This window comes from Streptomyces sp. NBC_00400, assembly GCF_036048035.1.
Lineage (GTDB): Bacteria > Actinomycetota > Actinomycetes > Streptomycetales > Streptomycetaceae > Streptomyces.
Genome location: NZ_CP107940.1, coordinates 5,257,199 through 5,271,259, shown reverse-complemented (window position 1 = coordinate 5,271,259; position 14,061 = coordinate 5,257,199). Strand labels below are relative to the sequence as shown.

Annotated in this window: 13 protein-coding genes; 3 read left to right on the top strand and 10 right to left on the bottom strand. The window is 72.0% G+C overall.

The window, feature by feature from the left end:
• Positions 1-107 precede the first annotated feature (107 nt).
• From OHS81_RS23080 to OHS81_RS23065, 4 genes are all read right to left on the bottom strand, one after another.
• Positions 108-1,763, bottom strand: coding sequence for a beta-N-acetylhexosaminidase (locus OHS81_RS23080; RefSeq protein WP_328386573.1), 1,656 nt, complete (start codon positions 1,761-1,763; stop codon positions 108-110).
• Between the two features lie 338 nt (positions 1,764-2,101).
• Positions 2,102-2,395: a DUF3039 domain-containing protein gene (locus OHS81_RS23075; protein WP_078568732.1), complete on the bottom strand. Its 294-nt coding sequence runs from the start codon at positions 2,393-2,395 to the stop codon at positions 2,102-2,104.
• 90 nt (positions 2,396-2,485) lie between these two features.
• Entirely contained in the window at positions 2,486-3,166 is a 681-nt protein-coding gene (locus tag OHS81_RS23070) for a hypothetical protein (RefSeq protein ID WP_328386572.1), read from the bottom strand.
• Between the two features lie 222 nt (positions 3,167-3,388).
• Positions 3,389-4,060 carry a YqgE/AlgH family protein gene (locus tag OHS81_RS23065; protein WP_328386571.1) on the bottom strand — a complete coding sequence of 224 codons (672 nt, stop codon included), beginning with the start codon at positions 4,058-4,060 and terminating at the stop codon, positions 3,389-3,391.
• 295 nt (positions 4,061-4,355) lie between these two features.
• On the opposite strand from OHS81_RS23065, the gene murA reads away from it, so the two are divergent.
• A complete protein-coding gene (gene murA, locus OHS81_RS23060) occupies positions 4,356-5,702 on the top strand; it encodes a UDP-N-acetylglucosamine 1-carboxyvinyltransferase (RefSeq protein WP_328386570.1) in 1,347 nt (448 codons plus the stop codon).
• Between the two features lie 156 nt (positions 5,703-5,858).
• Here the strand turns inward: murA and OHS81_RS23055 are convergent, their stop codons facing one another.
• The 4 genes from OHS81_RS23055 to OHS81_RS23040 are packed head-to-tail and all read right to left on the bottom strand — an operon-like array spanning position 5,859 to position 9,868.
• Complete coding sequence (locus tag OHS81_RS23055; protein ID WP_328386569.1) at positions 5,859-6,914, bottom strand: ABC transporter ATP-binding protein; 1,056 nt, start codon at positions 6,912-6,914, stop codon at positions 5,859-5,861.
• A complete protein-coding gene (locus tag OHS81_RS23050) occupies positions 6,911-7,819 on the bottom strand; it encodes an ABC transporter permease (protein ID WP_328386568.1) in 909 nt (302 codons plus the stop codon). Before OHS81_RS23050 ends, OHS81_RS23055 begins: the two co-directional genes overlap by 4 nt.
• Positions 7,807-8,700, bottom strand: coding sequence for an ABC transporter permease (locus tag OHS81_RS23045; protein ID WP_328386567.1), 894 nt, complete (start codon positions 8,698-8,700; stop codon positions 7,807-7,809). The genes OHS81_RS23050 and OHS81_RS23045 overlap by 13 nt, the downstream gene beginning before the upstream one ends.
• Positions 8,701-8,743: 43 nt before the next feature.
• The gene (locus tag OHS81_RS23040) at positions 8,744-9,868 is read right to left on the bottom strand and encodes an extracellular solute-binding protein (RefSeq protein ID WP_443058864.1); all 1,125 of its coding nucleotides are present in this window, start codon (positions 9,866-9,868) and stop codon (positions 8,744-8,746) included.
• Positions 9,869-10,182: 314 nt separating this feature from the next.
• Here OHS81_RS23040 and OHS81_RS23035 point away from each other — a divergent pair, with 314 nt between their 5' ends.
• Together OHS81_RS23035 and OHS81_RS23030 are read left to right on the top strand one after the other, a co-directional pair.
• Positions 10,183-10,923 carry a GntR family transcriptional regulator gene (locus OHS81_RS23035; RefSeq protein WP_328386566.1) on the top strand — a complete coding sequence of 247 codons (741 nt, stop codon included), beginning with the start codon at positions 10,183-10,185 and terminating at the stop codon, positions 10,921-10,923.
• Between the two features lie 101 nt (positions 10,924-11,024).
• Positions 11,025-11,702: an HAD family hydrolase gene (locus OHS81_RS23030; RefSeq protein WP_328386565.1), complete on the top strand. Its 678-nt coding sequence runs from the start codon at positions 11,025-11,027 to the stop codon at positions 11,700-11,702.
• 126 nt (positions 11,703-11,828) lie between these two features.
• On the opposite strand, the gene OHS81_RS23025 is transcribed toward OHS81_RS23030, so the two are convergent.
• Together OHS81_RS23025 and OHS81_RS23020 are read right to left on the bottom strand one after the other, a co-directional pair.
• A complete protein-coding gene (locus tag OHS81_RS23025) occupies positions 11,829-12,110 on the bottom strand; it encodes an HU family DNA-binding protein (protein WP_006605312.1) in 282 nt (93 codons plus the stop codon).
• Positions 12,111-12,417: 307 nt separating this feature from the next.
• Entirely contained in the window at positions 12,418-13,851 is a 1,434-nt protein-coding gene (locus tag OHS81_RS23020) for an NAD-dependent malic enzyme (RefSeq protein ID WP_328386564.1), read from the bottom strand.
• Positions 13,852-14,061 lie beyond the last annotated feature (210 nt).

Genomic DNA, 14,061 nt, shown 5'->3' with positions numbered 1-14,061 from the left:
CCCGGTACGGCGATACCCGGCCACGGAAGTGCCGCGGTGCGGGGTGACGCCGTACCGGACCACCGTCCCAGGGTCCGGCCGTACGGGCGCCCTCCTTGCACGGGGGCTCACACGTTTGGGGGCGCCCCGTCGATCGGGCGTCCGAGCACGCCGGGCCGTTCCTGCCAGGGGCGGGGGCCACCCGGCGGGCGGTAGCCGACGCCGAGGGCGTCGAGGCGGGCGTAGTGGACAGTCATCCGCCGGGTGAAGTCCTGGTAGTCGCGGTCGGCCGGCGCGGGCAGCCGCGACCAGGCGACCTCGGCGAAGGCGGCGAGCCGGGGAAAGACCTGGTAGTCGAGGCGCTGCTGACTGTCCATGACCTCGGTCCAGGCGTTGGCCTGGGTGCCCAGGACGTGCGCGGCCTGGTCCGCGGTCAGCTCCGGCGGCACCGGCTCGAAGCGGTAGACGTCCTCCAGGGTCCGTACGAAGCCGATCGGCACCGGCTCGTTGGGGGAGTGGTGCTGACGGTGGTCCAAGTACACCTGCTGCTCGGGGCACATCACGACGTCATGGCCGGATTTCGCGGCGGCGACACCGCCCGCGTAGCCGCGCCAGGAGGAGACGGCGGCGCCGTCGGCCAGGCCGCCCTCCAGGATTTCGTCCCAGCCGATCAGCCGCCGGCCGCGGGCGGCGAGCCAGCGGCCGAAGTGCCCGATGAACCAGCTCTGCAACTCGTCCTCGCCGGCCAGTGACAGCTCGGCGATCCGTGCCTGCGCGGTGGCGGACGCCTTCCACTGGTCCTTGGGGCATTCATCGCCCCCGAGGTGCACGAACGGCGAGGGGAAGAGCGCCAGGACCTCGTCGAGCACCTGCTCGTAGAACCGCAGGGTGTGGTCGGTGGGCGCCAGTACGTTGGGGTTGACGCCCCAGGTGTCCCAGACCTTCAGGGAGGTGGTGTCGATGACGTCGGTGTTGCCGAGTTCCGGGTACGCGGCGATGGCGGCCTGCGAGTGTCCGGGGATGTCGATCTCGGGGACGACGGTGATGTGCCGCTGGGCGGCGTAGGCGACGATCTCGCGGATGTCGTCCTGGGTGTAGTAGCCGCCGTGCGGGCGCTCGTCCCAGAGGGGGGAGGCCCGGTGACCGATTTTGGTGCGCTCCCGCCAGCCGCCGGTCCCGGTCAGTTCCGGATAGCGGGCGATCTCGATCCGCCAGCCCTGGTCATCGGTGAGGTGGAGGTGGAGGACGTTGAGCTTGTGGGCGGCGAGCAGGTCGAGGTAGCGCAGCACACCGTCCTTGGGCAGGAAGTGCCGGGCGACGTCGAGCAGCATGCCGCGCCAGGCGAAGCGGGGACCGTCCTCGACGGTCTGCTGCGGCAGGACGGCCGCGCGCCCGGGCGCGAGCGGCGCCCGGCGGAAGGCGTGCGGACCGAGGAGCTGACGCAGCGTCTGCGCGCCCCAGAAGACGCCTGCCGGACCGCCGCCGGTGATCCGTACGCCCCGGCGCGGGGCGGCCTCCAGGCGATAGCCCTCCGCGGGCAGGGCCGGGTCGAGGGCGAGCGCGAGGGTGTCGCCGGCGTCGGCGGAACCGGGCGGCAGCGGCAGGCCGAAGGCCGCTGCGAGGGTGGCGCGCAGCCAGCGCGCGGTGTCCTCGGTGCCGGGCCCTGCGGCCAGCGCGGTGCCCTCGCCCAGGTGCACGGCGCAGCGGTAGGGCCCGTCGATGCTCAGCGGCGCCGGGACCAGCCCGCCGCCCGGTGCCGTGGGGATGGTGTCCGTGTCGGGCATGCCGTCCGTCCTTCACCGTGCCGCCCGGCCCGGGACCGAACCGGCCTGTACGCGTACGAACCCGTACGCGCACGAAGAGGAGGGGAAGCCCGGCGCGGGGCGGCCCGCACGGCCGATGCTGCCATCATCCCGCCCCGGCCGGGAGGCGGTTCGGCGTGAACGTGCCGAAGACCGGCCGTGCCGGGGCGGGATGGGGACGGGCGGGGCGGGGGCCGGCGGCGCGGCGCCTCACGGGGACGGGGCGCGCCACGGACGGCGGGACGCCCCACGGACGGTGAGGCGCGCCACCGACGGCGAAGCGCCCCACGGGCGGTGAGGCGCCCCACGGACGGCGGCTGCTACTTCTTGCCGCCGTCCTTGCCGCCCTTGTCCTTGTCGCCGCCGGCGCCCATGGACTCGAAGATCTCCTTGCACATGGGGCAGACCGGGTACTTCTTCGGGTCGCGACCCGGGACCCAGACCTTGCCGCACAGCGCCACGACGGGGGTGCCGTCGAGCGCACTCGCCATGATCTTGTCCTTCTGGACATAGTGGGCGAAGCGCTCGTGGTCGCCGTCGCCGTGCGACACCTGCGGTGTCGGCTCTACGAGGGTTCCCGTACCTGCCCCGCGCTCGGGCTCAACAGTGCTCATAACAGCCAAGGGTACTCACGCCCGACACCGCCCGGGAGCGTCGGCCCGCCGCCAGGTGGAGCGCAAGACCCGCCGCCGGGTGTACACCCCCTACGAAGCCACCGCCACCCCGCCCCGGGACCCGGCCGTCAGGCCCAGTTGTGTGGCGAAGGCCAGTGCGGCGTCCGGGCGGACCTCGTACCAGCAGTCCTGGCCGCAGACCGCGTCCAGGAGTGTGGTGATGTCCTGGGCGCCGACCCTGCGGGCCTCGGCGGCGGCGAGGAAGGCGCGGACCGCCGCCACGGCGTCGACCTCGGTCTCCGTGCGGGCCACCAGATCCTCGGCGATCTCCCTGACCGCGCCGTCACCGGGCGCGACCCAGCTCATGGCCGTCTCCAGGCCGTCGTCCGGCATCTTCTCGGGGTACGGTGCGCGCGCCCAGGCGCCGTCCTGCCACCAGTAGACGAACCCGAAGAGATTGCCCTCGGCATCCTCGCGCAACTGCTCCCAGGGCAGCCATACGGGGCCGCCGGCCAGGAAGTCGATCTGGCGGCCGCCGCTGTGGGTGTGGCTGCCGTCGGAGTCCTGGCCGCAGAGCAGGGCCCGGCCGTCCTCGTACAGCTTCAGCCGCCACCAGTAGCTTCCGCCGCCGTTCCAGCACTGCAATCCCTGGTCGCTCCAGGAGAATTCGTCCCAGTCGTCCATGGCGGCCGCCACCACCGCCAGCGTCGCGGCCCGCGCCCACAGGTGCTCCGGATGGTCCAGGTCCTCGGGCAGGCTCGGCCTGTGCATGGCGCTCTCCCCCGCTTGTCCAGCGCGGCCCTGCCGACGCGGCCGCGCACCGTCCCCTGTCGCCTCGAACCATAGCGACGGGGTCTGACACTTCCCCATGACGAAGCCGTCACAATAATCAAGTCGTCAACAAAATCTGGCCCGCGACGCGCCCGCCGCCCGCCGGCCCGGCCAGGGCCGGTTCGGTGACGGCCGGTTCGGTGACGATCGGCTCAGCGACGGTCAGTTCAGCGACGGATCATCCGGATACGTGGCCACCATCGCCAGCTCGTTGCGCTGCCGGCGCAGCACCGCGCGCCACAGCTGCTCGGGGTCGGGCGAGGAGACATCGCCGGGCTCGGACTCGACGACGTACCAGGCACCCTCGACCAGTTCGCCCTCCAGCTGGCCCGGGCCCCAGCCCGCGTACCCGGCGAAGATCCGCAGGCTGCCGAGGACCGCCGCGAGGAGTTCCGGAGGGGCCTCCAGATCGACCAGCCCGATCGCGCCGTGCACCCTGCGCCAGCCCAGCGGCTCGTCACCCGACTGCACGCCCGTCCGGTCCGCGGCCGGCACCCCGGCCGTCTCCGCGCCGTCGCCGCCCGCCCGGGCGCCGCTGTCCACGGACGGGATGCCGCCCTCGCCGGACAGCCCGCCGGGCACCACGGCCACCCCGAGCGCCGAGTCCAGCGACACCGGACCGCCCTGGAAGACCACCCCCGGCTCACCGGCCAGCGCCGCCCAGGGCGCAAGGATGTCCGCGACACCGACCGGCGTGGGGCGGTTGAGGACCACGCCGAGGGAGCCCTCCTCGTCGTGGTCGAGGAGGAGCACCACCGCGCGGTCGAAGTTCGGATCGGCGAGCGCGGGCGTCGCGACAAGAAGCCGCCCTGTGAGCGAGGACACCTCGGTCATGGCCACATGATCCCGCACTTCTGCCCGGAGCGGGGAGTCAACGCCCGGACCCGGGCGAAAGCAGGGCAGGGCGTACGGCGGCAGCACCGGCGCACACCCCGGCACCGGATCGGCCATTCACGACATCCCCGGCAATTTCAGTCAAAGGTTGATTACAGATCAAAGGCGGACCGTAGCGGAGCGTGTTGTGACAAAGCCATTACATGCTCGAAGGCTGCACGGGCCTACGGACTCACCCCCGCCCGCCCTTACCATTTCAGCTTGGCCCCTGCCCGTCTCCAGGAACGCGAGATCCATGACCGTCTCTACTGACGACGTACTGCTTGTCCACGGCGGCACCCCGCTCGAGGGCGAGATCCGGGTTCGCGGCGCGAAGAACCTTGTGCCCAAGGCCATGGTCGCCGCCCTCCTCGGCAGCGGCCCCAGTCGGCTGCGCAACGTGCCCGATATTCGAGACGTACGTGTGGTGCGCGGGCTGCTGCAGCTGCACGGCGTCACGGTCCGCCCCGGTGACGAGCCGGGCGAGCTGATCCTCGATCCGTCCCACGTGGAGAGCGCCAACGTCGCGGACATCGATGCGCACGCGGGCTCCTCACGGATCCCGATCCTGTTCTGCGGCCCGCTGCTGCACCGTCTGGGCCACGCCTTCATCCCCGGCCTGGGCGGCTGCGACATCGGCGGCCGGCCGGTCGACTTCCACTTCGACGTGCTGCGCCAGTTCGGCGCGACGATCGAGAAGCGCGCCGACGGGCAGTATCTGGAGGCCCCGCAGCGGCTGCGCGGCACCAAGATCCGGCTGCCGTACCCGTCGGTCGGCTCGACCGAACAGGTGCTGCTGACGGCCGTCCTGGCCGAGGGCGTCACCGAGCTGTCGAACGCCGCCGTGGAGCCGGAGATCGAGGACCTCATCTGCGTGCTGCAGAAGATGGGCGCGATCATCTCCATGGACACCGACCGGACGATCCGGATCACCGGTGTCGACAAGCTCGACGGCTACACCCACCGCGCCCTCCCGGACCGCCTGGAGGCCGCCTCCTGGGCGTCCGCGGCGCTGGCCACCGAGGGCAACATCTTCGTGCGCGGCGCGCAGCAGCGGTCGATGATGACCTTCCTCAACACCTTCCGCAAGGTCGGTGGCGCCTTCGAGATCGGCGACGAGGGCATCCGCTTCTGGCACCCGGGCGGCCTGCTCAACGCCATCGCGCTGGAGACCGACGTCCACCCCGGTTTCCAGACCGACTGGCAGCAGCCGCTGGTCGTCGCGCTGACCCAGGCGTCGGGCCTGTCGATCGTGCACGAGACGGTCTACGAGTCCCGGCTCGGCTTCACCTCCGCGCTCAACCAGATGGGCGCGCACATCCAGCTCTACCGGGAGTGCCTGGGCGGCAGCGCCTGCCGCTTCGGGCAGCGCAACTTCCTGCACTCCGCGGTCGTCTCCGGACCGACCAAGCTGCAGGGCTCCGACCTGGTCATTCCCGACCTGCGCGGCGGCTTCTCGTACCTGATCGCGGCGCTGGCGGCGCAGGGCACCTCCCGGGTGCACGGCATCGACCTGATCAACCGCGGCTACGAGAACTTCATGGAGAAGCTCGTGGAGCTGGGTGCCGACGTCGAACTGCCGAACGGCGCCCTGCCCAACTGAGCGGACGGCGCCCTGCCCGGCCGGGACTCCCCCCGGCGGGTGCGCTGCCCGGCCGGCGAACGCCGCCCTGCCGAGCGGGCACCGGGGAGAGCGGCTTGTTGCCGCTCCCCCGGCCCCCGCAGGAGCTGAGCGGGACTCCCCCCGGTGAAGCCCCGCTCAGCAGTCCGTCACCAGCACCGGCTTCTCGTGCGGTGTGACCGTGCACCGTGCGCCCGGTGTCAGCTCGCCGGCCTCCCAGCTGGGCACATCGGCCTTGAGCCGGACGCCGGTCTCGGTGGTCAGATGCAGACGGGTGGTGGCGCCCAGGAAGGTCGCCACCCGTACGGTCGCGGACATCCCCTCCGCGCCCGCGGCCGTACGGATGGCGAGACCTTCCGGCCGCAGCAGTACCTCGACCGCACGGCCCTCACTGCCGCCCGGTGCCGCCCCGTGGACCGGCAGGCGGCGGCCGAACAGCTCCACCACCCCGCCGTCCCTGACGGTGCCGGGCAGGCGGTTCATGGTGCCGACGAACTCCGCGACGAACGGGGTCGCCGGGCGCTCGTACAACTCGGCGGGTGCGGCGCACTGTTCGAGCCGCCCGCCCTGCATCACGGCGACGCGGTCGGCCATCGACAGCGCCTCCTCCTGGTCGTGGGTGACGAAGACGGTGGTGATGCCGAGTTCGAGCTGGATCCGCCGGATCTCCTCGCGCAGGCTGAGCCGCACCTTGGCGTCGAGCGCGGACAGCGGCTCGTCCAGGAGCAGCACGCGCGGGCGGACGGCGAGCGCGCGGGCCAGCGCGACGCGCTGCTGCTGGCCGCCGGAGAGCTGGTGCGGATAGTGGTCCTCGCGGCCGGGCAGGCCGACCAGCTCCAGCAACTCCGCCGCGCGGGCGGTGCGTTCGGCGGCGGCGGACCCCCGCACCCGCAGGCCGTAGCCGATGTTCTGGGCGGCCGTCATGTTGGGGAAGAGGCTGTAGGACTGGAAGACCATGCCGATGCCGCGGCGGTGCGCGGGGACGTGGGTGACGTCCTGGCCGTCCATGGTGAGCTCGCCGCCGTCGGCGGTCTCGAAGCCCGCGATGATCCGCAGCGCGGTGGTCTTGCCGCAGCCGGACGGGCCGAGCAGGGCGACCATCTCGCCGGGCGCGATCTCCAGGTCGAGGCCGTCCAGCGCGGTGGTCGCGCCGAAGCTCCGGCGCAGCCCCTTGAGGTGTACGGGTACGGTCATGACGTCGTCCTTTGCCGGCGGGTACGGCGGGCCCGGCCGCCCGCCAAGAGGGTGAGCAGAAGCAGCAGGCCCCAGGTGAGGAAGAGGCTCAGCATGGCGGCGGCACCGGCGAGTTCGGCCTCCTCGCCTCCGACCTCCACCATCCACACGGCGAACGGCCGGTAGCCGAGCACGGAGGCGACGGTGTATTCGCCGAGCACCATGGCCAGGCTGAGCACCGCCCCGCTGACGACGGCGGGCCGCAGGTTGGGCACGACCACCCGCCCCAGCGTGGTCAGCCGTCCGGCGCCCAGGCTCCGGGAGGCCTCGACCAGCGTCCTGAGGTCGACGGCGCGCAGTCCGGCGTCCAGCGAGCGGTAGAGGAACGGCAGCGACATGACGGTGTAGAGCAGGACGAGGACGAGCGGGAAGTTCTCGTTCTGGATGGCCATCAGGGTCTGGTAGAAGGGCGTCCGCGCCAGCTCGGGTGCCCACGACAGCACCGTGTTGACCCCGGCGACCAGCGCGATCGGCGGGACGACCAGCGGCGTCATGCACAGGATCTCGACGAGCGGGCGCAGCCGGGGCAGCCGGAGGTGGACGACGACCATGGCGGGGACGGCCAGCAGCAGGCCCAGCACGACGGTGGCCAGCCCCAGTTCGACGGAGAGCAGCAGGCTGCCCAGCATGTCGGCGGAGACCAGATGGCCGGTGTAGACGTCGAGGGAGAAGCCCTTGAGGGGGTCGTCGACGGTGAACCAGAGGGAGGCGGCGACGGGGAGGGCGAAGTAGAGGAACGCCAGGAGGAGGACGGCGAGGCGTCCGTAGGGGCGGCGGCCGCGGGCGGGGGGTGCGGGGCGCGGCTCGGGGGCGCGGTCCGAGGGCGGCGCCACGGGCGGCTGCGCGGCGGTGGTCATCCCAGCCATCGGGCGCTCCTGCGCTGCAGCGGTATCTGCACGGCCATCACCAGCAGCGCGATGACAACCATGTTGAGGCTCATGGCGAGGGCCAGGTTCTCCTGGCCGGCCAGGACGTTTCCGGCCAGTGCGTTGGAGATCTGCACGGTGATCAGCGGCACCGAGCTGCCGACCATGACGGCGGCGGTGGCGTGCGAGGCGAAGGCGGTGCCGAAGAGCAGCACCGCGCCGCCGAGCAGCGAGGGCAGCAGGACGGGGAGGCCGATGTGCCGCCAGAACTGGCCGCGGGTGGCGCCGCAGGACGCGGCGGCCTCCCGCCACTGGGTGCGCAGCCCGTCGAGCGCGGGCAGCACGGTCACCACCATCAGCGGGATCATGAAGTACAGGTAGGCCAGCACCAGTCCGGCGGTGGTGTAGAGGCTGAACCCGGTGGCGCCGAGGGAGAGCAGCCGGGTGAGGGTGCCGGTGGTGCCGAGGGTCGCGACGAAGGCGAACGCGAGCGGGGCGCCGGAGAAGTTGGCGAGCACCCCGCAGGCGGCGACCACGGCGCGGCGCAGGGCGGGGCGCCGGGAGGCCACGACGGCCTGCGCGATGAGGGTGCCGCAGAGCGTCGCCAGCAGGGCGCAGATCAAGGAGAGCTGGACGCTGCCGCCGAGGCCGGTGGCGTAGATGCCCTGGAGCGACTGGCGGACGTTGTCGAGGGTGGCGTGGGTGTGGCCGGTGGCCGGGTCGGTGGCGGTGAAGGCCCCGTACACCAGGGCGCCGGCCGGCAGGCCGAAGCAGAGCGCGAGGAAGACGAAGAAGGGCAGGACGGCCGGCCAGTGGAGGCGGCGGGTGCTGCGGCGGGGGCGGCCGGGCGGGCCGGCGTCCGTCGCGGGTCGGTCACTCATACGCGGGAGATCTCCAAGGGGGCGGGGAGGGGGTGAGCGGTGGTCAGCCGACGGCCTTGCCCCAGCCCTCGTTGATGGCCGCCTTGGCCGCGTCCTCCTGTTCCGGTGTGGGGAACTTCGGGGTGCCGTGGACCTCGGGGAGGCGCGCTGCGGCCTGCTTGTCGGCGGTGCCGTCCTTCTCCATCCGGTCGAGGAGGGCGGGACGGGAGTAGCCCCGCAGCCAGATGTTCTGGCCCTGGGGGCTGTAGAGGAATTCGAGCCACAGCCGGGCGGCGGCGGGGTGCGGGGCGTAGGCGTTGACGCCCTGGTTGTAGTACTGGGAGTACGGGCCGTCGGACGGCACGGTGACCCGCCAGTCGACGCCCTTGGCCAGGAGTTCCTTGCGGTAGCCGAGGTTGAGGTAGTCCCAGTCGAGGGAGATCGGTGTCTCGCCCTTGCGGATGGTGGCCGGTGAGGACTCGACGGGCACGAAGTTGCCGCGCTGCTTGAGCTTCTTGAAGAAGGCGAGGCCGGGCCGGACGTCGCCGAAGGAGCCGCCGTTGGCAAGCGCGGCGGCGAAGATCGCGGAGAACGCCGAGGACGACTCCGCCGGGTTGCCGTTGAGCGCGATCTTGCTCCGGTACTGCGGCTGCAGCAGCTCGGCGAAGGTCGTGGGGCACCTCTTGACGGCCTTGGCGTCGCAGCCGATGGAGATATAGCCGCCGTAGTTGTTGAGGTACGAGCCGTCGGCCTGTTTCTGCGTGCGGGGGATGTCCCGCCAGCCGGTCACCTTGTAGGGCGCGAGCAGCCGCTTGCCCTGGGCGTTGCGCATGAAGGCGGTGCCCAGGTCGAGGGCGTCGACGGCGCGGTCCTGGCCCCGGCGCTTGTCGGCGGCGCCGAGCGCGAGCTGGCTGGTGCCGCCGGGGTTCTCGTTGTTGACCTCGATGCCGTACTTCCGCTCGAAGGTCTTGATCATCTCGCCGTAGTTCGCCCAATCGGGGGCCAGCGCATAGACGTTGAGCCGGCCTTCCTTCTTGGCTGCCGTGACGAGGGCGTGCATGCCGCCGAGGTCCGCGGCCGAACGGGCGGTGGCCGCCTTGCTGGTGACGGCGGCCGGGGCGTAGCCGCAGCCGCCGGCGGCCGTGGCGGTCACGAGGACCGCGACGCCGCCGGCGAACGCCCGGCGCAAACCCGCCGGTCGGGGTGGCTTCACTGGTTACTCCTGGATCTTTGGCCCTCCACCTGTATGGACAAGCCGCCGTCAGTAAGCCCCGTCAAAATAACCGGAAGATGAACCCCAGACAAACCCCTGGAGCAGAAAAACCGCAGGTCATAAGCGTTATAATGGAAAAGGTTTAGAGCTTGGCGCAGTGGTTAGACGCATACCCCGTGGCTACGTGGACCTCTACATCTGTGCACAGCTGACCCGATCGTTCCGGCCCTGTCCGCAGGGCCAGGAGCCGTCCTGCCAGCCACCTCCCCACCAGGCCGCGAGGAGTCCTGTTGACCCGACGCCACCAGCAGATCGCCGAGGCGCTGCGCCGGGCGATCACCGACGGGCAGCTCCCCGTCGGCAGCGCACTGCCCTCGGAGACCGAACTCGCCGCCACCCACGGCGTCTCGCGCGGCACGGTCCGCCAGGCGCTCGCCGCGCTGCTCTCCGAAGGCATGATCGGCTCCCGCCAGGGCGCCCGGCACCTCGTCCTGAGCACCGCGCCCAGCCAGAGCTTCACCGAGCTGCGCAGCTTCGCCCAGTGGGCGCACGCGGGCGGCCACACCCCCGGCGGCCGGGTACGGGAGAGCGTCCGCGGCACGGCCACCGCGGAAGAGGCCGCGCTGCTGCAACTGGCCCCCGGCGACGAGGTGCTGCGGGTGCTGCGGGTGCGGACCCTGGACGGCGAGGCGGTGTTGCTGGAACGCACGGTCTACGCGGGCTGGATCGCCGGTGCGGTCGAGGAGCTGCCCGACGACTGCGAGTCGGTCACCCAGGCGCTCCTGGACTCCAGCGGGCTGGTGTTCGCCCACGGTGAGCACCACTTGGACGCCCTGGCGGCCGGCACCGTGGACGCCCGGGAGCTGGGGGTGCGACGGGGCAGCCCGCTGCTGCGCGTCCGCCGCACCACGACCACCGCGGAGGGCCGCCCCGTCGAGACCTCCGACGACCGCTACCGCCCGGGCGCGGTGGTCTTCACCGTCCGCAACTCCACCCAGGCCAACCCGCTGGCCCGCACCCCGGCCGACTGACACCGGGGCCGCCGCACGACGCCGGGCGCCACCGCGCCGGCCGGCCTCCCGCCCCCACGTCCGACTCCGCACGCCCTCTCCCCCGAACTGCGAGCCCGCCCATGCCCGTGATCCCCCCGCCCGCCCCCACGCTCCCCGCGGCCCTGCTGTGCGACATGGACGGCACCCTCGTCGACACCGAGCACCAGTGGCTGGACGCGGTGGCCTGCTTCCTGCGGGAGCAGGGCCTCGCGGCCACCGACGAGGTGCTGGCGGACTTCGCCGGTGCCCCGGTGGACGACGCCGCCCGGCGGCTGGTGCGCGGGTACGGGGTGCGCTGCGACGTCACCCGGACGGCCGCCCGGCTGGACCGGGACTTCACCGCCCGGGTCGCGGCCGGCGTCACCGTCCAGCCGGGTGCACTGCGGCTGCTGGACCGGGCGCGGGCGCTGGGCGTCCCGGCCGCCCTGGTCACCGCCTCCGAACGGCATGTCGCCGATCTGGTGCTGCGCACCCTCGGCGCGCACCGCTTCGCCCTGTCGGTCACCTCGGGCGAGGCGCCGCGCGGCAAGCCGCACCCGGACCCCTATCTGGCCGCCGCGGCCGGTCTCGGCGTCGACCCCGCCGACTGCCTGGCCGTCGAGGACACTCCTACCGGCGCCGCGGCGGCGCTGGCGGCGGGCTGCCGGCTGCTGGCCGTACCGAGCGTGCCGGGCATCGTCCCCGGCCCCCGTACGGCCGTGGTGGCCTCTCTGGAGGACGTGGACCTGGCGGACTTCCCGTTCGCCCGTCCCGCCTGATTACGGCGGGCACAGGCCGCCCCGGGCGGGCGCAGCGCCCCTTTCCGGACCGCAACGCCCCCGGGACACACGAAAAGGCGGTCATCCCTGGGAGGGATGACCGCCTTTGTGCCGTGCTAGGGGGTGTTACTTACCCTTGGCGGCTTCCTTGAGCTTGGAGCCCGCGGAGACCTTCACGCTGTAGCCGGCCGGGATCTGGATCGGGTCGCCGGTCTGCGGGTTGCGCGCGGTGCGAGCGGCACGGTGGGTGCGCTCGAAGGTCAGGAAGCCGGGGATGGTGACCTTCTCGTCGCCCTTGGCGACGACCTCGCCGGTCACCTCGGCGAGGGCGGCCAGAACGGCGTCGGCGTCCTTGCGGGTCACCTCGGCGCGATCGGCCAGAGCGGCCACCAGCTCACTGCGGTTCATGTTTGTACTCCCGTGTTCTTCTTGCCAATGAGGCGTGAGATCGAAGCCGATGCTGCCAGGGTCCTCGGACAGTCCCCGGACCCGGGTCTGGTGCCAGACCCTCGCGCCCGATTACGCATCCTGCCCCCACCTGCGGCGGTAAAGCCAATCCGGCACCCAGGAGGGTCACACGAAAAGCGCCACTGCCTCGTTAGTGGTCACGCTCCGTATCATTCCCGCTCCGGGCCGGCCCCACAGGGCGGCGGTCGCTTGCTGCCCGCCACCCTATGGGGGCCCCAACGACGGCGTGTCCAGCGACGCGCCGTACTCAGACCGTCGTGGTGGCCGTCACAGACGGGTCGCCGCTCTTCGCCGCGTCCCGGACCGCTCCGGCCACCGCGCCCGCGACCTTTTCGTTGAAGACGCTGGGGATGATGTAGTTCGGGTTGACCTCGTCCTCCAGGACGACATCCGCGAGGGCACCGGCCGCGGCCAGCATCATCTCGGTGTTCACCGTACGGGAGTGGGCGTCCAGCAGGCCGCGGAAGACACCGGGGAACACCAGGACGTTGTTGATCTGGTTCGGGAAGTCCGAGCGGCCGGTGGCCACGACGGCGGCGGTCTGCCGGGCGACGGCCGGGTCGACCTCCGGGTCGGGGTTGGCGAGTGCGAACACGATCGCGCCCTCGGCCATCTGCGAGACGTCGTCGCCGTCCAGGACGTTGGGCGCGGAGACGCCGATGAAGACGTCCGCGCCGACCACGGCCTCCTTGAGGGTGCCGGTGACGCCCTCCGGGTTGGTGTTGTCGGCGATCCAGCGCAGCGGCGAATCCGGGTCGGCGTCGACCAGGTCCGGGCGGCCGGCGTGCACCACACCGTGGATGTCGGCGACGACGGCGTGGTGGACGCCGGCGGCGAGCAGCAGCTTGAGGATGGCGGTGCCGGCCGCACCGGCGCCGGACATCACGACCCGGACGTCCTCGATCTTCTTGCCGACGACGCGCAGCGCGTTGGTGAGCGCGGCGAGCACCACGATGGCGGTGCCGTGCTGGTCGTCGTGGAAGACCGGGATGTCCAGGGCCTCCCGCAGCCGCGCCTCGATCTCGAAGCAGCGGGGCGCGGAGATGTCCTCCAGGTTGATGCCCGCGAAGCCGGGGGCGATGGCCTTGACGATCTCCACGATCGCGTCGGTGTCCTGGGTGTCCAGGCACAGCGGCCAGGCGTCGATGCCGGCGAAGCGCTTGAAGAGGGCCGCCTTGCCCTCCATGACGGGCAGCGCGGCCTTGGGGCCGATGTTGCCCAGGCCCAGCACCGCGGAGCCGTCCGTGACGACCGCGACGCTGTTGCGCTTGATGGTCAGCCGGCGGGCGTCCTCGGGGTTGTCGGCGATGGCCTGGCAGACGCGGGCGACACCGGGGGTGTAGATCATCGACAGGTCGTCGCGGTTACGGATGGGGTGCTTCGACGACATCTCGATCTTGCCGCCGAGGTGCATCAGGAACGTACGGTCGGAGACCTTGCCGAGCGAGACGCCCTCGATGTGGCGCAGCTGCTCGACGATCTCGTCGGCGTGGGCGGTGGAGGTGGCCGCGATGGTGACGTCGATCCGGAGCTTTTCGTGTCCGGATGCCGTGACGTCGAGGCCGGTCACCGAGCCTCCGTTGGACTCTACGGCCGTGGTGAGCTGGGAGACCGCGGTTCCGCTCGCGGGCACCTCCAGCCGGACCGTCATCGAGTAGGAGACGCTGGGCGCCGTTGCCATGGCCGACTTCCTCTGCTTTCACCGTGTTGCTGGATTGCCGTCCGATCGTCGCACCTACCGCGGAGTACGCGGTAGCCGCCTCGCATTGCGAACATTGTGTTCGCGGGCACCGGCGACTCCGGAAAACAACTTCCACCATACGAGAATACCCGTCCACGGCAAAGAGGCCCACGTCACCGGGTGACGTGGGCCTCTTTCTCCGGTCTATGA